Below are 20,825 nucleotides of genomic sequence, written 5' to 3' on the forward strand. Positions count from 1 at the left end.
GGCCGTCTCTCAACAGCGAAAACGAATATATGCCCTATCGTCAAAAGAACAGTTTCCCTTCATCAAGCCCTTGGTGGCCTTGAATGTCTTGATATTAAAAGGATCCGTGGTCAGTTGCAGACGCAAAGCCTCCTCACTCTCATCTAAGGTTGGCATGAGAAACGGATAGCCATCAGATGCCTGTACGACTTCGCAATCGGCATCTTCAATTTCTATCTTTTTTATGCCATCCCTAAAGATGGGGTAGCCGTCAATCACGGCATATGTCTTGTTTTGATTTTGCATGGCTTCAATAAGGTCGGGCAAGATCATATCGCGTGCGTAGTCGTGGACAATGGTCCTGCCGTCGATCATGTCCTGGTGCTCGTGACAACAACGCTCGAAAACTTGCGCGCGCACGGTTGCCAATTGTTCCTCATAGGGTTTGTGGTTTTCATACAGCCTGCCGTTTATCAAACATTGGCAATCGCCAATCATCCATATTTGATGAAGGTGACGACTGTAGACAATGGCGCTGGCGCAAAGGCGATCTTGGGGTGGGATAGTGGTCGGGCTCCCCTGACTATCTGTTGGATACTTATTAAAGATATGTGCAGTTACTCCCCGGCAAAACTCGTCCAACGAAACCTCAGGGCTTACTTTTCGAATAAACTCCGCGATAAGCATCATGCCATATCGACCGTTTTCCATATCCGGATTGATGCGGTGTCGGGTTTTGCTTGTGCTCCCGTCTATCACCGCAACGAAGTCGGGCGTTACAACGATTCCATCCTCACATTTCTCTTGCGAATGCTTTCCCCTAAGCTGTTGTTCGATGATTTTCATTTGTATTGGATGATGAGTTCCATACTACTTTCTCCGTTTTCCGCGTCCCCTGCTTTGAAAATTAGGATTAAATGATTTTTGCCCTTTGGCTGAATCGTATTTGTCTTGCCGGCCTTTGGGTTGCTCCTGTCTCCTGTTTCTTCGCCCGCCTGCTTGCCTTTCTGGCTTGGGCGTGCTACCTATGGCCTTATCATCATAGTTCACCTTCCCTCGGAACCGCTGTCCATCGTATAATTTTTTGATAAGGTCTGGCCGCCCGATTTTTTTCAGGCTTTGCTCGATGTTACGTCGTTCCTCGGGCTTATACCAGAAGAAATATTGCCGCTGTGCCAATTTCTCACGTGGCGTTTTGGCACAGAACACCGGCTCCATCGTGTATGGGTCGTGTCCGCTGTACCATGTTTCCGTGCTTACGGTCATCGGGGTGGGTGTGAAGTCTTGCACCTGCTCCAAATGGAAGTTCAGGTTCTTGGTGATCACGGCCAGCTCTGCCATATCCTCTTCCCGGCACCCGGGATGACTGCTGATGAAGTAGGGGATAATCTGCTGGTTGAGCCCTTCTTCTTTGTTTACCTTGTCAAATATACGCTTGAACTCGTAGAACTGGTCGAATGCAGGTTTGCGCATATATGCGAGCACATGCTGTGATGTGTGCTCCGGAGCCACCTTGAGTCGTCCACTCACATGGTTTTTGATCAGTTCGTGAGCATACTTACCGGCTGCCTGATTCACCTTCTCATCCTTGCTCTTATGCAGGATAAGGTCATATCTTACTCCGCTCCCGATGAAACTCTTCTTCACGCCGGGCAAGGCATCCACAGCCCGGTATATCTCGAGCAAGTCGGAGTGATCGGTGTTGAGGTTGGGACAGATAGCCGGATTGATGCACGACGGACGTTTGCATTTCTCGCAGATTTTCAAGTTCTTTCCCCGCATACCATACATGTTGGCCGAGGGACCGCCAAGGTCGGAGATATACCCCTTGAAACCGGGCATGTCGATAATCTGCCGAGCCTCCCTCAGAATACTCTGCTTGGAGCGACAGGAGACAAACTTCCCCTGATGGGCTGATATGGTGCAGAATGAGCAGCCCCCAAAACAGCCTCGGTGCATGTTGATGGAGAACTTGATCATCTCGTATGCCGGAATGGTTTTATCCTTGTACTTGGGGTGGGGTAGACGTGTATAGGGCAGGTCGAAGGCAGCATCAAGCTCTTCCGTGGTCATGGGTGGATAGGGCGGATTGACCACTGCATATACATTGTCCACGGCTTGAAGCAGCCTTTGGGCATGAATCTTGTTGGATTCTTCCTCAATATGCCTGAAATTCTCTGCCTCGGCCTTTTTGTTCCGCAAGCATTCCTCATGCGAATGAAGCACGATGTCGCTGTCACTGATACCATCGGGTATCTCTCTCTCCTTACACAGATAAACAGTTTGTGGAATGTCGCGAATGTCTTTCATCGATTTCCCCGCCTCTAATTCATGGCACAACTGCAGCGTGTTCTTTTCGCCCATGCCATATAGAATCATGTCTGCTCCACTGTCGCAGAGTATACACTTTCGCAACTCGTCTTTCCAATAGTCATAATGGGTAAGCCGACGTAGCGAAGCCTCGATGCCCCCCAATGCCACGGGCACATCGGGGAAGAGTTGTTTCAGTATCTTGGTGTAAGTGATGGATGGATAGTCGGGACGCAAGTCGTGTCGTGCATCGGGACTGTAGGCGTCATCGTGTCTCAGACGGCGGTTGGCCGTGTAGTGGTTGACCATAGAGTCCATGGCCCCGGGGGAGACCCCGAAGAATAGTCGCGGCCGCCCCAGCTTCTTGAAGTCGCGGAAGTCACCATGCCAGTCGGGTTGTGGAACAATCGCTACACGATAGCCCTGATGCTCAAGCATGCGTCCGATAACGGCAGCCCCGAACGAGGGGTGGTCTACGTATGCATCGCCTGAGAAGATGATGACATCAAGCTCGTCCCATCCGCGCAGCTTGCATTCCTTGCGTGTGGTGGGTAGGAAATCGGTCAGTTGATATTGCGGCATCTGTTAGTTGTTCACCTCCTGCCGGCTTTCATCCTGACCGGCTACTTGTTTGCTTTTCCACTCAATGTAAAGCAACACGAGTTGATGAAGTCCGAAAGCTTTCATGTTGCTGTGATAAATGACATCAAGACAAAGATCGAGCAAGGCCTTGTCCTTGCCTGTCTCCGACCCGAGCATCGAGCGCACATTAAACTTCAGCTTGTCGAGCACAGACTCGTCAATAATGCCGTTGCTGTCGATGAGGTTGCGCAGGAGTGAATATTTGTCAATTGTGCGCAGATGTTCCTCGCTTACTTCAATACTTCTTGTACCTGATGGATTGGCTTGTATTTTCATATTGGTTTCTTGATTTGGTGTTCTTATTTCAGAATATAGTTCATGATTCCCTGCATGAGCCTGTTGCGTGTTCCGCGGTCTGTGATACATTCAAATGGGAATCCCATCACGAACGTCTTGTAATCACTGCCGTTGTAGGCTGTGGCTGCGGAATAACCGTTGCTGTATTGCATAGTGCAGATGGCTTCGGGCGCGGGTTGCAGCACATCGGTATGTGTTGCAGCATAATGGTCGGCATTGAGTCTCCGATGAATGTCGAAGTTCATGCCCAGTCCGCTAATGCCGTTGATGGTGTCGGTTTTCACCGCTGCGGCATAGTTTGTTTTCAGCGTCCGGGCCAGCCACGCAGCATCATCACCTACCATCATGTCGGTTCCGATATAGGCTCCGCTGGCCACGATGCGCCCACCGCCTTGTGCATAGGCACTAAGTTTGGTCTTGAAAGTCGATGGAAAAGCCTTGTAGAATTTCAGACTTTGCGGACTGTAACGCTCCAGTCCGAGTATCACGTCTATGGCTGCATATTTTTCCAATTGTACCATTTCTGTCTCCACTGCTTTGGATGAACAGCTGGCCACATTGTATTTCCCGGCCGATGCAATGGCTTCAGTATGTGTCTTGATATAGTTGAAGTCGTTGCCGGCAATGACAGTTCCGGCCAATTCGTTACCAGAATAGCCCAGTCCGGTCTCGTTTTCTATCCCCATTTTCGAGCGGTTGAAGTTGAGTTGCCTGCCGCACCAGCCCGCCGTAACTCCTCTTGACACCCCAAGGTCTGCGTCTAAGTCAAAGCCCTGCTGGAGACTGTTGTTGATGACAGCCGGTGCCGACAATCTGTGAAACCCATTGATCACGAGAACTGTCTTTGTCGCTCCGGGCTGTGACACGACAGAAACCACTTCCGACGCAAAACTTTCTCCGCCCCGGTTGCCTGCCGTGACCTTGAAATTGTATTGCACCCCTGGTTCCAGCTTTACAGTTGCTGATGTTCCGTTAACCTTTCGTCCATTGTCAAATCCACTGGTTCCCGTTGCCGTATATAATATATAATAGGTGGGACGAGCCGTCGGCTCTTGCTTGTCTTCCTGCATGGTCCACGACACCTTGGCCTCATCGCTCCCTGTCAGTTCCACCCTCATGTTTTCGGGGGGAAGGGGTTGGATAACGGCAGCTCTCCCGTGCATGTCGTTCACATACCGCACGATGGTTTTGTAGACAGAACGCGCAAACGAGAATTTGAAGTTGGGGTCCTGTCCCATGACCATATCCGGGAAGTTTTGGTGTGACATGGTTTCAAGTATGGCCGAAGGAACTTCCGGCAGCCGCGTCTCCGAATAGTTTCGATCCCACAGGTACCGTCTTGCCCATTTTCCATATTCAAAGGTGATATCGCGTGTCACGCCGGACAACAGCTGCTCCGCAAAATTCTTGGAGGCCATGCGTGAGATGCCCGCATCGAGGCGCCCATCGTTGAAGTCTGTTGTGCAAATGGCAAGCGACCCTACCAAGTCTTGTCCGTTCGTTGCAAATCCGGCATCGCTGTGCAGGGCCAATGACAGCTCCATGGGCACTTTTTTACCGCCAAGGTTGGGAACGTAGGTCGAGCCACCGGCCAACCAGTTGAGCATGCGCGAACGCGTGTTGATGTCGTCGGCATAGTCGTCCATGCCTCCCCTGCCACCATATACCGTGTAGGGAGCACCCGACCATTGTGCATAATAGCGTGAGCCCTCCAGCGCACGCGGGTAGCCACTGACGAATCCGCCTCGTTCTATGTTGCCCATGCCTCCGCCAAAGCGAACGGCATCCGCGGTTACAACACCCCTGTGCTTACTCTGGTTGGTAAGCATCACGCAGTTATATATATTGTCGCCCCGGTCAAATTCGAATGTACCGAGATATACCCAAGTACCACCTCCCATCTGTTGGTTCACCCGGAACTCCGTTGCCTGCCCTTTGTGGAACACGGTGTATTGAGCGTCCTCTATGCTCTTGTTCAGTGTCTGATAACTCACATATACAGCATAGCGCCCCTCTTTCCTGAAGTTGGGTTGCCATTTCACGTAGGCCTTGCCGGCCTTCTTCGTGCTCTTGATCATGCGAGCCGAACCGGCCGTAAATGGATTCTCGTTGTCCACGTAATGTCCGTAGTGCGGTGCAAATCCCGGTATGCCCGTGGAGCTCCACTGTCTTCCTTCGGCATACTCGTCATAGCCCCGCTTGTTGTTGCCCAGCGAACCGTCGGCATCAATGATGTATTCATCGGTTTGCAAATCTCTTTCGCGTGGTGTGAACACCACGGCTCCCGCATGCTCAAGCATCGGAATGAGATAGGGCACAACGATAGTCTGGGTGAACAAATCTTCATTTGTACCAAAGAGGTTGGGGCGTTGCCATTTCCAAAAGCCTTTCTTGTTGTCGTAGTAGCGACCGTGCGAATTCCATACGGTGAGGTGTCGGTTGTACAGTCCGTTGGTAATACGTGCCGGACTCGACACGTTGCTCACCCATGGTTTCCCCTTGTATTCCGTCTTGCCCCAGAGCGCACGTCCGTCGGCAGGATGTCTCATGTAGCCGGGTACATAGTGCTCAATGGGCATGCCGTTGGTCACAATTTGAATGGTGTAGTGATTATAAGGCTTGGGTAGCGCCTTCTTAACCTTTTTATATATCTTGCCAACACGTTTGTTGGTAAACTCCTGCTGTGCAAAATATTCCGTGGTATTCACAACCACTGTCCGTGTTCGGTTGTTGATGATGAGTTTTTGCAGTCTTGGTTGCTGCACAAATTCTGTATTCTTGGCAGAATAGGTTTGCAGATAGTGGTCAACCGCTTTCTCCGCCTTATGATTCAAGGTGGGGAGCTGGGCTGTCATACCTGTTGTGCAAGCCAAAAAGCAAGAAGCCAGTATTATTCTTCGCATGCTGTCTATATCTCTCCAATCGTAAATTTATCAGGGTACTTGCCCTTGAAATCCTTAAAATACAATTTCGTGTCGCGCATTTCCTTTTCAAAATCGCCTGTCGGAACAAAACTTCTGGTACATTCGATGAGCTTCTTTTCATAGTCTACGCCGTAGAGCAAAATGGGAATTTGAGCCTTGAGCGCAATGAAATAGAATCCTTTTTTCCATTCCGGGTTGAACGACCGGGTACCTTCCGGCGTGATGCACAGCTTAAAACTCTTGCGTTGTGCTGCCGCCTCGGCCAGAGTATCTGTCATACTGGTGTGCTTTGCCCGATACACAGGTATGCCCCCCATGGATCTGAGAATTGGTCCCAGTGGCCAGAAAAACCACTCTTTCTTCATCAGGAAATTGATTTTCAGTCCCTCAGCCCGTATGTAAAGCTGACCAATGAGAAAGTCCCAGTTGCTGGTGTGGGGGGCCAGACAAATAATGAACTTGTCGGGATGGTTTACTGTAATGTGTTTCGTCCACCCCAACTGCTTGTATAAAAGCCAATTGCAGAATTGTTTGATCATTCCAAGCTCACTATCTGGTCGATGATCTCAGACACCCTGTCGTCGAAATCCTTGATAAGCTGCTTGTAGTATTCCTTGGCCGACATGCCAGGTTCCGGATGTGAGATGCGCTTGATAAAGTCATTGCGCGTTAGGATAATTGTAGACAGGAGCGACTCCGTGTTTTCCGGGTTGTTTGCCGTTCCGTATAGCGACGCAGCAATAACTTCGGCAAACAATTCGCCGCAGATGTAGTTAATTTTCTGTTTCAGATCTCTTTTCTTAGCCATAGAGCTACTGTAATTTAATTTGACTTGACGGGGTTCCCGAAAACCCTCCCTATTCTCATTCGATATATCGTGTGATTTGCGCCTTGTTGCCTTGAAGTCTTTCTCTTTTCAAAGCATCATAGCTCCACACTGGATATTTCGTTCAAAGTTATAAAAAAAAAGATAAATGCAACAATAATATTAAAAAAATAATCATAAAAAGGTTTTCTGCCTGTTTTTCTTCATTTCGTTAAAAAAATAGTGTAATTTTGCAAATAGCAAATTTTTAATGTTTAAAATCAATAGAAAATGAAAGCAAGTCTTTTGCAGAAAGCGCGTGCGCATTATCAGCCAAAGCTGCCCAAGGCTCTTGTAGGAGCGGTCAAGGTAAGAGAGGGTGAAACAACACAGAGTGTGGGAGATCAGGATGAAATCAAGAAATTGTTTCCCCACACATACGGTTTGCCCGTTATTCATTTTGTTCCGGGCGAGGAACGTATCGGCATGAAGATGAACGTGGGAGTTATCTTGTCCGGCGGACAGGCTCCCGGTGGTCACAATGTGATATGCGGTATTTTTGATGCTGTCAAGGCTCAGAATCCTGAGAACAAGGTGTATGGGTTCCTCATGGGCCCCAGTGGACTGATTGAACACGATTACAAGGAACTCACAGAGGAATATGTGGAAAGCTACCGCAACACGGGTGGCTTTGACATGATCGGATCCGGCCGTACCAAGCTGGAGAAAGAGGATCAGTTCGAGAAGGGTCGCGAGATTTTGGAGAAACTGAATATCAAGGCTTTGATTATCATCGGTGGTGACGATTCCAACACCAACGCCTGTGTGCTGGCAGAATATTACGCTGCTAAGAAATACGGAATACAGGTTATCGGCTGTCCCAAGACCATTGACGGCGACCTGAAGAACGAACAGATAGAGACCAGCTTCGGTTTCGATACGGCTACGAAAGTCTACTCGGAACTGATTGGTAACATTGAGCGCGATGCCAATTCTGCGCGCAAATACTGGCACTTTATCAAGGTGATGGGTCGCTCAGCTTCGCACATCGCATTGGAATGTGCTTTGCAAACCCAGCCTAACGTTTGTCTGATTTCCGAGGAGATTGAGGCTAAAGACATGACGCTGAACCAGGTTGTGGAACAGCTTGCTGCAGTTGTGGCCAAGCGTGCCGAGGATGGTAACAACTATGGTGTGGTGCTTGTTCCGGAAGGACTCATCGAGTTTGTTCCGGCCATCGGTCGCCTGATCGACGAGTTGAACGACTTGTTGGCCGCCCATGGTGCCGACTACAGGGATTTGGACGAGGATGCCCAGCGTGCCTATATTCTTGAACATCTCTCCAAGGAGAATGCAGCAACCTTCGAGACGCTGCCCAACTCTGTGGCTCATCAGCTCTCACTCGAGCGCGACCCCCACGGCAACGTTCAGGTATCGCTTATCGAAACCGAGAAGTTGCTGTCTGACATGGTGGCCGACAAGCTTGAGAAGTGGAAGGCTGAAGGCAAGTATAACGGTTCGTTTGCCACCCTGCATCATTTCTTTGGCTACGAAGGTCGCTGTGCGGCTCCATCTAATTTTGATGCCGACTACTGCTATGCTCTGGGTGTGAGTGCAGCCAACCTCATTGCCAATGGCAAGACAGGCTACATGGCTATCGTCCGGAACCTCTCTGCTCCGGCAGAAGAGTGGGAGGCCGGCGGAGTGCCCATTACCATGATGCTCAACATGGAGCGCCGCAACGGTGAGATGAAACCGGTTATCCGCAAGGCTTTGGTGGAACTCGAAGGCGCACCTTTCAAGAAGTTTGTGGAGAAGCGTGATGAATTCGCACGTAACACTTGCTTCGTTTATCCCGGCCCGATTCAGTATTGGGGACCCACCGAGGTAAGCGACCGCGAGACCAGGACACTCGCATTGGAAAATGCGAACAGGAAATAGTTTCTCACAACTATCTCATCATGAATCCTAAAGGATGCCCCGGCTCCGTTTGCACGCGTCGGGGTGTCCCTTTTTGTTAACCTATCCAAATGACCAGCAAGAAAACGGTACGTCGCCGCAGACATTCTGCTGCCCCGCACCCGAGGAGTTTTTACCACCGATATATGGGGGGCATATCCTTGCTCCGGCTTTTTTCTTTTTTTGGGAAAAAGGCGCGCCCGGGATGCCTTCTTGGCGGAATCGGGGTGCTGGCGCTTTATATTTGGATATTCTATTATGTGTTCGTAGGTCCCACCGGCTTTCGGTGGCGTGCGCTCTACGGTGACCCCAAATATCCCCAAGGCTATGCCATTCACGGTATAGACGTGTCCCACCATCAGGGTACCATCAATTGGAACAAGTTGAAATCGAATGCCCTAATTGATGGCTATCCCCTGCGGTTTGTCTTCGTCAAGGGCACCGAGGGCTCATCCCGAATTGACCCTAATTTTGAAGAGAATTTTGCGCAGGCTTACGAATACGGATTCATACGGGGGGTGTATCATTTTTGGAGCAACAAGTCGACGGCACGATCCCAGGCATACCATTTCCTGAACAATGTGCACCTTTTGCCCGGCGACCTGCCGCCGGTACTCGATATTGAGCACAAACCGAAAGATGTCAGTATTGAGGATTTCCAGATGGACGTGCTCACGTGGTTGCATATCGTAGAGGACAAATACCATGTGAAGCCTATTATCTACACCTATTATAAGTTCAAGGAGAGCTATCTCAATGCTCCGGTATTCGACGACTACCCTTATTGGATCGCTCATTATTATGTGGACAAGATGGAATACAAGGGCGACTGGCGGTTTTGGCAGCACACCGACACGGGACGACTGCCTGGCATCAAGGGTAATGTAGACCTCAACGTCTACAACGGCTCGTACTACGACCTGGTCCATCTCACCATTGGCAAGCAGGAATTCGTGCCGACCAACATCCCGGTGAAGTCGGATCGTGTCAATTAAACTTCACTGTAAAACGGTCGTGATTTTCTGACCATCCAGAAGAAAAACTGCTGTTTTCGTCCGAAAAAACTTGGCTTTCTTATTCTGCCTGCTTTTTCAGTGGTGCGATTACTATTCAATCGGACTGCGACAAGAACTTAAACGCAACGCTGCTAAGCTTTGTTTGCGAGACGATTGAGCCCTAACCACAAGGCCAAAAAGCCCCAATCGCAAGCCCTTCGGAAAACGATCAGGCTGCGTTTTGGTTTTCAAGTTTATAAGGTATTTATATACAGGATGTTGCCGAAAAACTGGAATTTTGGCCGTATTTTGAACGAGGACATTCTGATTTTCAAATATGCGAAAAATAAGGGCATGTTTGTCAGTTTATTTCATGCCTTTATTTTTTGCAGAAAAGATGCGTTGTGCCGACACGGCCACACTTCTCACGTGAGTCTGCCGCTATTCCAATTCGCCCAGTTCCAGCCAGCGCATGCCTTTCTCGTCAAGCTCCTCCTTGATCTGGGGTAGCCGCTTGCTCTTTTCGGTGAGTTCTTCTACGGATAACGTGCCGCTGCACAGGGCTTGTTCAAGCGCTGCTTGCTCGGTCTCCAGCGCCTCTATGTCGTGGGTAAGTTGTTCATACTCCCGCTTTTCTTTGTAGGTCATCTTCCGGCGGTTGTCGTTGCGGTAGCTTTTTTTGGCCGTTGTCTCTGCCTTGGAAACAGTCTTCTTCGGCTCCTCTTTTTCCGCGGCCGGTTTCAGGGAGTTCCACTCCCGATACTGCGTGTAGTTGCCGGGGAAATCCTTCACAACACCCTCACCCTCGAACACCAAGAGATGATCGACCACCTTATCCATGAAATAGCGGTCGTGGCTCACCACGATGACACAGCCCGGGAAGTCCTGCAGATATTCTTCGAGCACCTGAAGTGTCTGAATGTCGAGGTCGTTGGTGGGTTCGTCGAGAACCAGAAAATTAGGGTTGCGCATCAGAACGGTGCACAGATAGAGTTTGCGTCGCTCCCCTCCGCTGAGTTTATGAATGAAGTTGTGTTGCTGTTCGGGCTCGAACATGAAATAGTTGAGAAACTGCGAAGCGGTCATTTTGCGCCCTCCGCCCAAGTCGATGACGTCGGCAATGCTCGTCACGGCGTCAATTACCTTGTCGTTGTCGTTGAACTGCAAGCCCTCTTGCGAGAAATAGCCAAAGCGCACGGTCTGTCCGATGTCGAACTTGCCATCGTCGGGTGGCACCTCGCCAAGCAGCATCTTGACAAAGGTAGACTTGCCCGTGCCGTTGTTTCCCACGATGCCCATCTTCTCGAAACGGGCAAAGTTGTAATAGAAATCGTTGAGGATAATCTTCTCGTTTCCGTCAGAATCGGAAAACTTCTTGGACACATATTGGCATTCAAAGATTTTGGAACCAATGTATACGTTGCTGGCTTTCAGTCGTAACTGTCGCTCCTCGATGCGCTGACTGGCCTGTGATTGCAGCTCGTAGAAGGCTTCCTCCCGATATCTGGCTTTGTGCCCCCGTGCCTGTGGCATGCGTCGCATCCAGTCCAACTCCTTGCGGTAGAGGTTGTTGGCTCGCTGTATTTCAGCTCTGCGGTTGTCTATACGCTCCTGTCTCTTCTCCAAGTAGTAGGCGTAATTGCCTCGGTAGGTGTAGATAGTCTGGTCGTCCAACTCGATAATCACATTGCAAACATGATCTAAGAAATAGCGGTCGTGGGTCACCATGAGCAACGTGAGGGTGGAGCGTGAGAGATAGTTCTCGAGCCATTCGATCATGTTGAGGTCGAGATGGTTGGTAGGTTCGTCCAGAATCAGGAAGTCGGGTTCGGTAATGAGCACATTGGCCAGAGCCACGCGTTTCTGCTGACCGCCGCTCAGTTCCCTCATGGGTTGGTTGAGATCGTCGATGTGCAGCTGTGTGAGTATTTGCTTGGCCTTGAGCACTCGTTCGGGGTCGCCTTGGTGATTGAAACAAGCGTCAATCACACTTTCCTCGGGGTCGAAGCGGGGAGTCTGGTTGAGATAGCCCAGCCGTATGCCATTGCGAAAGATGATGGAACCGTCGTCGTAGCCTTCGTATCCGGCCAATATTTCCAAAAGGGTTGATTTGCCCGTGCCGTTTTTGGCCACGAGTCCCACCTTCTGGCCTTCTCCGACCGAAAAGTTGATGTCTTGGAAAAGAACCAGAGCACCAAACGTCTTGGTGAGGTTTTGTACGTCAAGGAATGGGGTCATGCCTGCTGGTTTTGTTCGTTAATCTCCGCCATCACCTTTCCTATATAGTCGAGCACCTCGTCGCGGCCTGTTTTCTTTTCTGAACTGGTGATAAAATAAGGCGGAAGTTCTTCCCAAGAATCCAGCAGAGCATTCATCCATGCATCGGCATTCTGCTTGGCTTTAACACGCCCCAGCTTGTCAGCTTTGGTGAAGATGATGGAGAAGGGTATTCCGCTGATGCCCAGCCAATCGATAAATTCACGGTCTATCTTTTGCTGTTCGTGTCTCACGTCGATTAAGACAAACAGGTTGATCAGTTGTTTGCGCTGCAGGATATAGGTTTGAATCATCTTGTCAATCTTCTCGATGACACTCTTGGAACGCTTGGCATAGCCGTAACCGGGCAGGTCTACCAGATACCATTCCTTGTCGATGATAAAATGGTTGATGAGTAATGTCTTGCCCGGGGTGGCCGATGTCTTGGCCAGTCCCTTGTGGTTGCACAGCATGTTGATAAGACTTGATTTTCCAACATTGCTCCGACCGATGAAGGCAAACTCGGGCTTGGTGTCGCGAGGGCATTTTTCTACTGTGGGAGCTGAAATGACAAATTGGGCTTGCTTGATATCCATGGGTATGTGATTTTGATGCAAAGGTAGTTAAAAATTTGTGGAATATATATATTTTTGTTACCTTTGCGCAAAATTTATAATAAGGTGGGCATCACGAATCAGAAAGTCATCGCCCACTTTTTTAAATGTTCATTGTGGGTGGAGAATCATTGTTCCCACTTGAAGGAAAAGAAAGATACACTATGGCTAAAAAGTTTGCCGAACACACCGGTCTTGATTTGACCAAAACAAATGAGGAAATACTGAAGGAATGGGAGAAGAATGACATCTTCCACAAAAGCATAGACGAGCGTGAAGGATGCCCGCAATTCATATTTTTTGAGGGTCCTCCCTCGGCCAATGGTCATCCGGGGATTCACCATGTGCTGGCGCGTGCCATCAAGGACGCGTTCAACCGATACAAGACCATGCAGGGTTTCAAGGTGGAGCGCAAGGCCGGATGGGACACACATGGTCTGCCGGTGGAGCTGAGTGTGGAGAAAGAGCTTGGCATTACCAAGAAGGACATTGACAACAAGGCGTCGGACAAATATATCTCTGTGGAGGAATACAACCACCGCTGCCGGGAGAACGTGATGAAGTTTACGGCAGAATGGCGTAATCTCACGGAAAAAATGGGGTATTTTGTTGACCTTGACCACCCCTATATTACCTTTGACAACAAATACATCGAAACCCTTTGGTGGTTGCTCAAGCAGCTCTACAACAAGGGGATGCTCTATAAGGGTTATACCATTCAGCCCTATTCGCCGGCTGCCGGTACGGGACTGTCGAGCCACGAACTAAACCAACCGGGTTGCTATCGTGACGTTAAGGACACGACAGTCACTGCCCAATTCTTGATTAAAGATGCAAAAGCAGAGTGGTGCAAGCACGGCGAGCCCTGGTTCCTGGCTTGGACCACTACACCGTGGACACTGCCATCGAATGTGGCACTTTGTGTAGGCCCCAAGATTGACTATGTGGCTGTGGAGACGTATAACCCCTATAATGGGGCGCCGATGACGGCCATCATGGCCGAGTCGCGCGTTTCGGCCTATCTAAATGCGGATCAAGAATGCAAGGATGGTGAACTGCTGCCCTTCGACAAGGAGAAAAAACAGTGCCCGTGGAGAATTATCGAGCACATGAAGGGCACGGAGTTGGAGGGTCTGCGCTATGAGCAGCTGATGCCCTGGGTGAAGCCCTGCGAGAAAATCGGTGACTTTGCACCCGACTTTGTGAATGAATATGCCGGCAAACATCCCGAAAAAGTGTTTGCAAGCAACGAGGGAATCGATCAGTTTGTGGAAATGCACGAAGAGGCGTTTCGCATCATTCTTGGCGACTATGTTACCACGGAGGACGGAACCGGTATCGTGCACATTGCCCCAACTTTTGGTGCTGATGATGCCAAGGTGGCCAAGGATGCCAAGGTGCCTGCACTGTACCTGATTTCAAAGAAGGGGGAAACCCGTCCGATGGTAGACCTTCAGGGCAAATATTATACCCTTGACGAGCTTGATAAAAACTTTGTGGAGCGTTGCGTGGACACAAAGGCATACGAACATCATGCCGGCGACTACGTGAAGAATGCCTATTCTCCGGAGTTTAACACGAATGGTGTGTGGGATGCCAAGGCCTCGGAGAAGGCTGAAGATCTGAATATAATCATGTCGATGGAGATGAAGCAGGAGGGCAGTGCCTTTAAAATAGAAAAGCATGTGCACAACTATCCACATTGCTGGCGTACCGACAAGCCCGTGCTATATTATCCCCTCGACAGCTGGTTTATTCGTGACACAGCGATGAAAGAGCGCATGGTGGAGCTGAACAAAACCATTCGCTGGCAACCAGAATCGACAGGTACGGGTCGGTTTGGCAATTGGCTGGAGAACCTGAACGACTGGAATCTCTCGCGCTCTCGCTTCTGGGGAACTCCGCTGCCTGTCTGGCGTGATGAAAACCATAACGAAAAGTGCATCGGATCAGTTGAGGAACTGTATAACGAAATAGAGAAGTCGGTTGCTGCCGGTGTCATGAAGAACAACCCGTTGAAAGACAAAGGCTTTGTGCCGGGTGACTATTCTCAGGAAAACTATGACAGAATCGACCTTCACCGCCCGTATATCGACTATGTGGTTTTGGTAAACGATGAGGGCAAACCCATGTATCGCGAAAGCGATTTGATCGATGTTTGGTTTGACAGTGGTGCCATGCCATACGCTCAACTCCATTATCCGTTTGAGGGTGCCATCAATGCTGAGGGTCTGAAGAAGACCGGCATGAGCGAGGCTGAATATCGCGCATCGCTCGTGAACAGCACGTATGAGGGTACGCCGGTTGCCCCCGCATTCTTCCCGGCCGACTTTATCAACGAGGGAGTGGACCAGACACGTGGCTGGTTCTTCACCTTGCATGCGATTGCAACGATGGTATTCGACTCGGTATCGTTTAAGAATGTCATCTCGTCGGGACTTGTTCTTGATGCCAAGGGCAACAAGATGAGCAAGCATGTGGGCAATGTGACCAATCCGTTTGAGATGATAGAGAAGTATGGGGCTGACCCCGTGCGCTTCTATATGATGACCAATAGTGAACCCTGGGACAATCTTAAGTTTGACCCTAACGGTATTGACGAGGTTCGTCGGAAGTTCTTTGGCACTTTATATAATACCTATAGCTTCTTCGCTCTCTATGCCAATGTTGATAATTACGATCCGGAACAGTATCTGAAGATGCTGCAGGGAGACAGTCGCGAGGATCTGAAGGAAATAGACCGATGGATTCTTTCTTGTCTCAACACCTTGGTTAAGAATGTTACCCATGAGCTTGAGGACTACGATCCCACGCGTGCCGGTCGTCTGATCGACAGCTTTGTGAACAACGATTTGAGCAATTGGTATGTCCGATTGAATCGCAAACGCTTCTGGGGAAAGGAGATGAGCGAGGACAAGATAGCCGCATACAACACGCTTTACACCTGTCTCATGACCGTGTCGAAGCTGTTGGCACCGTTTGCTCCTTTCTATGCCGATGAACTGTATCATGACTTAGGCGGTAAGTTGCTGTCGGTACACTTGGATCAATTCCCTGTGGCCGATGACAATTGGATAGACACTGACCTTGAAATGCGTATGAGCATGGCACAGAAGATCACTTCTATGGTGCTTGCATTACGTCGTAAGGTGAATATCAAAGTGCGTCAACCGCTGCAGCAAATCATGATACCGGCTATCGATGAAGACCAGCGTAGCCATATCGAAGCTATGAAAGATCTGATCGTTACCGAGGTGAACGTGAAGGAACTTCAATTTGCTGAGGGTCAAAGCGTACTCGTTAAAAAGGTGAAGTGTAACTTCAGGGTAATGGGTAAGAAGTTTGGCAAGCACATGAAAGCTGTTGCCTCGCGGATGAATGCCTTGTCGCAGGAAGAAATAGCCCAGCTTGAACGTCAGGGAAACTACAGTTTCGAGGTGGACGGTCAAAACCTTACCGTCGAGGCTGCCGATGTCGAAATCATATCGGAGGATATTCCCGGATGGTTGGTTAGCAATGAGGGGAACCTAACAGTTGCGCTGGAAGTGGAACTTACGGACGCTCTCCGTCAGGAGGGAATGGCCCGTGAGCTGATCAATAGAATTCAGAATCTTCGAAAGGAAACAGGCTTGGAGATTACCGATCGCATTCAGGTGACCATAGCTCCCCACGAGCAAACAGACGCCGCAATCCATGCTTTCGAAGACTATATCAAGTCACAGGTTCTGGCCGATGAGTTGACCATAGCTGATAACGACGGTGAGAAGACCGCGTTTGACGACTTCGAACTGAACATCAAAGTAGTAAAAAAATAAAACAACGAAGAATTTTTGCCCGGCCCCTATAGCAAGTAAGGCTTGGGCAAAAGTTCTTATTACAAAAAGAATTATGGGTATCAAGGTACGTTATTCTGATGAAGACCTCGAAGAGTTCCGCGGAATAATCAATGAGAAGTTGAAGTCTGCGCGTGAGATATATAGTGATGCCATGCGCAGACTCATGAATGCGGACAGCAATTCTGACGAAGACACGTCTCCCACATACAAAATATTGGAGGAGGGAACACAGACGCTGGAGCGCGAGAATCTGATTCAACTGGCTCAGCGTCAGCAAAAATTCATACAGGGATTAGAGGCTGCCCTGATCAGAATTGAGAACAAGACATACGGCATTGACCGTGTAACCGGGGAACTGATTCCCAAGGATCGCTTACGTATTGTGCCTCATGCAACACTGAGTGTAGCATCTAAAAACGCCAGAAAAAAATAAGCGGATGAAGCGTGTAAGGGAATTTATGACCGATGGCCGTATGGCGTGGCTCTTGATTATTGCTGTCCTCGTGATTGACCAACTCATCAAGATAGAGGTAAAAACCACCATGACCTTAGGTCAGTCGTATCGGGTGTTGGACTGGTTCTATATCTATTTCATCGAGAACAACGGCATGGCATACGGCATGACTTTTATCAACAAGCTTTTCCTGAGCATTCTTCGCATCGTGGCCATATCGGTTATCGGATGGTATATATGGCGTGTGGTGAAGAGAAAAGGTCGCACCCGCTATGTTTTCTTTCTTTCCCTGATTGTCGCGGGAGCAGCCGGCAACATCTTCGACTCGATGTTTTATGGATTGATTTTTTCCGCCTCAACTCCCTATTACGTCTCCTATTTTGTACCGTTCGGAACAGGTTATTCCTCGTTTCTCATGGGCAAGGTTGTCGATATGTTCTACTTCCCGATTATCCAAACCACCTGGCCCGATTGGGTTCCGGTTTGGGGCGGAAACGAATTTATATTTTTCTCGCCGATATTCAATTTTGCCGACGCCTGTATCACGGTGGGTGTGGTGTGCCTTTTGCTGTTTTGCCGAAAAGATTTCGAGCATTCCGACAGTAAAAAACAAACCCTATCCTCATCTGACGAGACAGAATCCCAAGTAGAAAACGGATGAAACACAGAAGTATAACCCTGTTTATCGGTATTGCCGTCGGGCTGTTTGTTTTTCTTGCAGGATGTCGGCCTACCGTTCCTTCTGATATTATTCAGGAGAAGGACATGGAGGATATACTTTACGATTATCATTTGTCAGAGGCCATGGCGCGTCAGAACTATGACCAATATGAGTCCAACGTTCTGACCTATCGAACTGCCGTGTTCAAAAAACACGGCATAACCCAAGCTCAGTTTGACACCTCCATGGTTTATTATATGCGTCATACCGAGCGTCTGCACGCTATCTACAAACGCATTGCAGAACGTATGGAGGACAAGGCGCGCTCCTATGGCTCGTCAGAAGGCATGTTGGCCGGTTTGGCCCGGTTCAGTGCATCGGGTGACACGGCTGACATCTGGAAAGGTGACAGGACGATTGCCTTAGTGCCCAACAGACCCTACAATTTGTATTCTTTTTCTTATACGCCCGACTCCACGTTTCACAAGGGGGACTCTTTCATTCTCACGCTGCATAGCGATTTTATCTTTCAAGACGGTGCGCGCGATGGTATCGCCATGCTGGCGCTTGTCTTTAAGAACGACAGCGTAGCCTCACACGTGGCACATCTATCGTCCTCCACATCGTATAATCTCACGCTCGAAGATACGAACAGGCTTGGAGTAAAACAGGTGAAGGGCTTTTTCATGCTCAATAAAAGCAACTTCAACGATGCCTCGTCATCTACTTTGCACCTGATGGCCTTGAGCAATATCCATTTATTGCGCTGCCGGATGCCCAAGAACAAGCCCGAGAAGCTGAAAGAAGGAGACCGGATTCCGCACGACAGCCTGCGCAAAGACCCACAGCGCATGCGTGTGTCGAAGCAGCAGGAGCTGCAGAATACGCGCGGAGAGAACATTCCGGTGGAATAGGAGTGGGGTCAACAACAACCGATATTTCAAAAATTTATTTGCAATGAAAAGACATATCCTCATGGCAGCCTTTCTTTTGGCTGCAACGCTTGCACCAGCATGTACCAATTTTATTGTGGGCAGACAGGCCTCTGCCGACGGATCGGTCATCTGTACCTATAATGCTGACGACTACGGGTTGTTCACCGGACTCTGCCATTATCCTGCCGGCAAACATGCCCAAGGCACAATGCGCGACATTGTGAATTGGGACAATGGGAAGTTTATTGGCCGGATTCCAGAAGCTCCCGAAACCTATAACGTGATAGGCAATATCAACGAATATCAGGTGACCATCGGCGAGACAACGTATGGTGGGCGCGAGGAAATGGTGGATCCCAAGGGCGGCATCGACTATGGCTCGCTCATCTATCTGGGCTTGCAGCGTTCCAAGACCGCACGCGAAGCCATCAAGGTGATGACAACGCTTGCCGAGACCTACGGTTATTGCTCTGAGGGCGAAACCTTTACGATTTGCGACCCCCACGAAGCCTGGATTATGGAGATGATGGGCAAGGGTCCGGGTTCCAAAGGAGTGGTTTGGGTGGCACAGCGCATCCCCGACAACGCTATCTGCGGCCATGCCAACCAAAGTCGTATTGGCAAGTTCAACATGAAAGATAAGGACAACGTGATGTATTCCAAAGACGTTGTCAAGTTTGCCCGCAAGATGGGGTGGTACAGCGGTAAAGACGCCGACTTCAACTGGAAGATGACTTATGCCAAGCCGGACTTTTCTGGGCGTCGCATCTGTGACGCACGCGTCTGGGCTTTCTTCAATCGTTTTGTCAAGGGCATGGATAGATATTTGCCATGGGCCTTGGGTAAGGACGAGCATGCTGAGGACATGCCTCTATGGGTTGTCCCCGACCGCAAGCTGAGCATTCAGGACGTGGAAGCGGCCATGCGCGATCATTATGAGGGTACCCCCATGGCTATGGACAGCACCGATATGGGTGGGGGAATCTGGCAGATGCCCTATCGTCCCACTCCGCTCTTCTTTGAAGTGGATGGAAAAAAATATTTCAACGAGCGACCGACGAGTACACAGCAGACCGCATTCAGCTATGTTGCCCAGATGCGCAGCTGGTTGCCCCGTCAGATTGGCGGAGTGCTGTGGTTCGGCAACGACGATGGCAACATGGTGGCTTACACACCAATATATTGTGGCAACACCGTACAGCCGGAGTGCTACAACACGCCCGGAGCCGACGCCGTAACGTTCTCGATGAAAAATGCCTTTTGGGTATGCAACTGGGTGAGCAATATGGTTTACCCGCGTTACGCAATGCTGTTCCCAAGTTTGAAAGAGGTGCGCGACTCATTGGAGCAGAGCTATTTCGCCCGTCAGAAGACCGTGGAAGACAAGGCGTTGGCTTTGTACAAGTCTGATCAACAAGCGGCCATCAAATACCTGAACGATTACAGCAACGAAACTGCACAGCACATGCTCGAGTGTTGGAAGGATCTGGCCACCTATTTGATTGTGAAATACAACGACATGACCATCAAACCCGAGGAGAACGGGCATTTCAAGCGTACCCCCGAGGGCTTGGGAGCACGGGTGGAACGTCCCGGATTCCCGCAGGCATACCGCCGGAAGTTAGTCGAGACAACGGGCAGCAAGTTCGAGCAATAAGTCTTGGGCATCCGCATAAGTCGTGTCGAATGGCAAGGCATGAGCAGCTCAATGACGAAGTATTGCAATAAGGCTCGCTCCATTCATCATACGTGCCCCTGATTTTAGAAGATAAATAATCACGACAAACCAGTCCTGAAATTTGCCGTATTTGAAAACGAATCCAACTTGTTTTCAAATACGGCAAAATTTATGCTATTATTCTAACTTTCTGATCAATAGTGTTTTATATTTACAGGGGCTTCCCGATGTTTCATTAAAACTTCACTTAAGCTGCGATTAGGCTCTTTTCACACCGCGATTGGGCTTGAGTCGCACCATCATCAAATAGCCATGGCGAGCTGGCGCGGGCTTATCCGTATGGTCATCAGATACTAATCGCACAACGTCTGGCTTGTCGTGCTCACAAAAATTAAGAGGTAAACAGGAGAAACATGGCGCAATTTTTTCTGTAGCATCTTTTTCCCCCAGGCTTCTAACAGTGAAGTTTTCCTGACATTT

The 20,825-nt window shown here is 49.5% G+C and carries 15 protein-coding genes; 7 read left to right on the forward strand and 8 right to left on the reverse strand.

Features of this window, described 5'->3' with window-relative positions; genetic code table 11:
- Positions 1 to 9: 9 nt before the first annotated feature.
- Genes HMPREF0645_RS00945 through HMPREF0645_RS00970 form a run of 6 tightly spaced genes read right to left on the reverse strand, consistent with a single transcriptional unit; the run spans position 10 to position 6,960 of the window.
- A complete protein-coding gene (locus HMPREF0645_RS00945) occupies positions 10 to 825 on the reverse strand; it encodes a hypothetical protein (protein WP_007172912.1) in 816 nt (271 codons plus the stop codon).
- Positions 826 to 849: 24 nt separating this feature from the next.
- On the reverse strand, positions 850 to 2,871 hold the full coding sequence (locus tag HMPREF0645_RS00950; protein ID WP_007172913.1) for a YgiQ family radical SAM protein: 2,022 nt from the start codon (positions 2,869 to 2,871) through the stop codon (positions 850 to 852).
- A gap of 3 nt (positions 2,872 to 2,874) precedes the next feature.
- Entirely contained in the window at positions 2,875 to 3,207 is a 333-nt protein-coding gene (locus HMPREF0645_RS00955) for a hypothetical protein (protein WP_007172914.1), read from the reverse strand.
- Between the two features lie 23 nt (positions 3,208 to 3,230).
- Entirely contained in the window at positions 3,231 to 6,131 is a 2,901-nt protein-coding gene (locus HMPREF0645_RS00960) for a golvesin C-terminal-like domain-containing protein (protein ID WP_044123114.1), read from the reverse strand.
- Positions 6,132 to 6,136: 5 nt separating this feature from the next.
- The gene (locus tag HMPREF0645_RS00965; RefSeq protein WP_007172916.1) at positions 6,137 to 6,691 is read right to left on the reverse strand and encodes a 1-acyl-sn-glycerol-3-phosphate acyltransferase; all 555 of its coding nucleotides are present in this window, start codon (positions 6,689 to 6,691) and stop codon (positions 6,137 to 6,139) included.
- The gene (locus HMPREF0645_RS00970; protein ID WP_007172917.1) at positions 6,688 to 6,960 is read right to left on the reverse strand and encodes a hypothetical protein; all 273 of its coding nucleotides are present in this window, start codon (positions 6,958 to 6,960) and stop codon (positions 6,688 to 6,690) included. The genes HMPREF0645_RS00965 and HMPREF0645_RS00970 overlap by 4 nt, the downstream gene beginning before the upstream one ends.
- 288 nt (positions 6,961 to 7,248) lie before the next feature.
- Here HMPREF0645_RS00970 and HMPREF0645_RS00975 point away from each other — a divergent pair, with 288 nt between their 5' ends.
- On the forward strand, positions 7,249 to 8,898 hold the full coding sequence (locus HMPREF0645_RS00975; protein WP_007172919.1) for a diphosphate--fructose-6-phosphate 1-phosphotransferase: 1,650 nt from the start codon (positions 7,249 to 7,251) through the stop codon (positions 8,896 to 8,898).
- 89 nt (positions 8,899 to 8,987) lie between these two features.
- Complete coding sequence (locus tag HMPREF0645_RS00980) at positions 8,988 to 9,911, forward strand: glycoside hydrolase family 25 protein (protein WP_211205367.1); 924 nt, start codon at positions 8,988 to 8,990, stop codon at positions 9,909 to 9,911.
- 441 nt (positions 9,912 to 10,352) lie between these two features.
- On the opposite strand, the gene abc-f is transcribed toward HMPREF0645_RS00980, so the two are convergent.
- Positions 10,353 to 12,149, reverse strand: coding sequence for a ribosomal protection-like ABC-F family protein (gene abc-f / locus HMPREF0645_RS00985; RefSeq protein ID WP_007172921.1), 1,797 nt, complete (start codon positions 12,147 to 12,149; stop codon positions 10,353 to 10,355).
- The gene (yihA, locus tag HMPREF0645_RS00990) at positions 12,146 to 12,763 is read right to left on the reverse strand and encodes a ribosome biogenesis GTP-binding protein YihA/YsxC (RefSeq protein ID WP_007172922.1); all 618 of its coding nucleotides are present in this window, start codon (positions 12,761 to 12,763) and stop codon (positions 12,146 to 12,148) included. Before yihA ends, abc-f begins: the two co-directional genes overlap by 4 nt.
- A gap of 182 nt (positions 12,764 to 12,945) precedes the next feature.
- Between yihA and ileS the strand changes: the two genes are divergently transcribed.
- From ileS to HMPREF0645_RS01015, 5 genes are all read left to right on the forward strand, one after another.
- Positions 12,946 to 16,596 carry an isoleucine--tRNA ligase gene (ileS, locus tag HMPREF0645_RS00995; RefSeq protein WP_044123206.1) on the forward strand — a complete coding sequence of 1,217 codons (3,651 nt, stop codon included), beginning with the start codon at positions 12,946 to 12,948 and terminating at the stop codon, positions 16,594 to 16,596.
- A gap of 73 nt (positions 16,597 to 16,669) precedes the next feature.
- On the forward strand, positions 16,670 to 17,050 hold the full coding sequence (locus HMPREF0645_RS01000; RefSeq protein ID WP_007172924.1) for a TraR/DksA family transcriptional regulator: 381 nt from the start codon (positions 16,670 to 16,672) through the stop codon (positions 17,048 to 17,050).
- Between the two features lie 4 nt (positions 17,051 to 17,054).
- A complete protein-coding gene (locus tag HMPREF0645_RS01005; RefSeq protein WP_007172925.1) occupies positions 17,055 to 17,732 on the forward strand; it encodes a lipoprotein signal peptidase in 678 nt (225 codons plus the stop codon).
- The gene (locus HMPREF0645_RS01010) at positions 17,729 to 18,646 is read left to right on the forward strand and encodes a DUF4296 domain-containing protein (protein ID WP_007172926.1); all 918 of its coding nucleotides are present in this window, start codon (positions 17,729 to 17,731) and stop codon (positions 18,644 to 18,646) included. Before HMPREF0645_RS01005 ends, HMPREF0645_RS01010 begins: the two co-directional genes overlap by 4 nt.
- Before the next feature lie 43 nt (positions 18,647 to 18,689).
- Positions 18,690 to 20,324 carry a dipeptidase gene (locus HMPREF0645_RS01015; protein WP_007172927.1) on the forward strand — a complete coding sequence of 545 codons (1,635 nt, stop codon included), beginning with the start codon at positions 18,690 to 18,692 and terminating at the stop codon, positions 20,322 to 20,324.
- The last annotated feature ends 501 nt before the right edge of the window (positions 20,325 to 20,825 follow it).

Origin of the sequence: Hallella bergensis DSM 17361, from assembly GCF_000160535.1 — a bacterium.
In the GTDB taxonomy this organism is placed as follows: Bacteria; Bacteroidota; Bacteroidia; order Bacteroidales; family Bacteroidaceae; genus Prevotella; species Prevotella bergensis.

Coding starts and splice junctions, on each gene's coding strand:
- HMPREF0645_RS00945 (WP_007172912.1), bottom strand. CDS start 825: ATGAAAATCATCGAACAACAGCTTAGGGGAAAGCATTCGCAAGAGAAA.
- HMPREF0645_RS00950 (WP_007172913.1), bottom strand. CDS start 2,871: ATGCCGCAATATCAACTGACCGATTTCCTACCCACCACACGCAAGGAA.
- HMPREF0645_RS00955 (WP_007172914.1), bottom strand. CDS start 3,207: ATGAAAATACAAGCCAATCCATCAGGTACAAGAAGTATTGAAGTAAGC.
- HMPREF0645_RS00960 (WP_044123114.1), bottom strand. CDS start 6,131: ATGCGAAGAATAATACTGGCTTCTTGCTTTTTGGCTTGCACAACAGGT.
- HMPREF0645_RS00965 (WP_007172916.1), bottom strand. CDS start 6,691: ATGATCAAACAATTCTGCAATTGGCTTTTATACAAGCAGTTGGGGTGG.
- HMPREF0645_RS00970 (WP_007172917.1), bottom strand. CDS start 6,960: ATGGCTAAGAAAAGAGATCTGAAACAGAAAATTAACTACATCTGCGGC.
- HMPREF0645_RS00975 (WP_007172919.1), top strand. CDS start 7,249: ATGAAAGCAAGTCTTTTGCAGAAAGCGCGTGCGCATTATCAGCCAAAG.
- HMPREF0645_RS00980 (WP_211205367.1), top strand. CDS start 8,988: ATGACCAGCAAGAAAACGGTACGTCGCCGCAGACATTCTGCTGCCCCG.
- abc-f (WP_007172921.1), bottom strand. CDS start 12,149: ATGACCCCATTCCTTGACGTACAAAACCTCACCAAGACGTTTGGTGCT.
- yihA (WP_007172922.1), bottom strand. CDS start 12,763: ATGGATATCAAGCAAGCCCAATTTGTCATTTCAGCTCCCACAGTAGAA.
- ileS (WP_044123206.1), top strand. CDS start 12,946: ATGGCTAAAAAGTTTGCCGAACACACCGGTCTTGATTTGACCAAAACA.
- HMPREF0645_RS01000 (WP_007172924.1), top strand. CDS start 16,670: ATGGGTATCAAGGTACGTTATTCTGATGAAGACCTCGAAGAGTTCCGC.
- HMPREF0645_RS01005 (WP_007172925.1), top strand. CDS start 17,055: ATGAAGCGTGTAAGGGAATTTATGACCGATGGCCGTATGGCGTGGCTC.
- HMPREF0645_RS01010 (WP_007172926.1), top strand. CDS start 17,729: ATGAAACACAGAAGTATAACCCTGTTTATCGGTATTGCCGTCGGGCTG.
- HMPREF0645_RS01015 (WP_007172927.1), top strand. CDS start 18,690: ATGAAAAGACATATCCTCATGGCAGCCTTTCTTTTGGCTGCAACGCTT.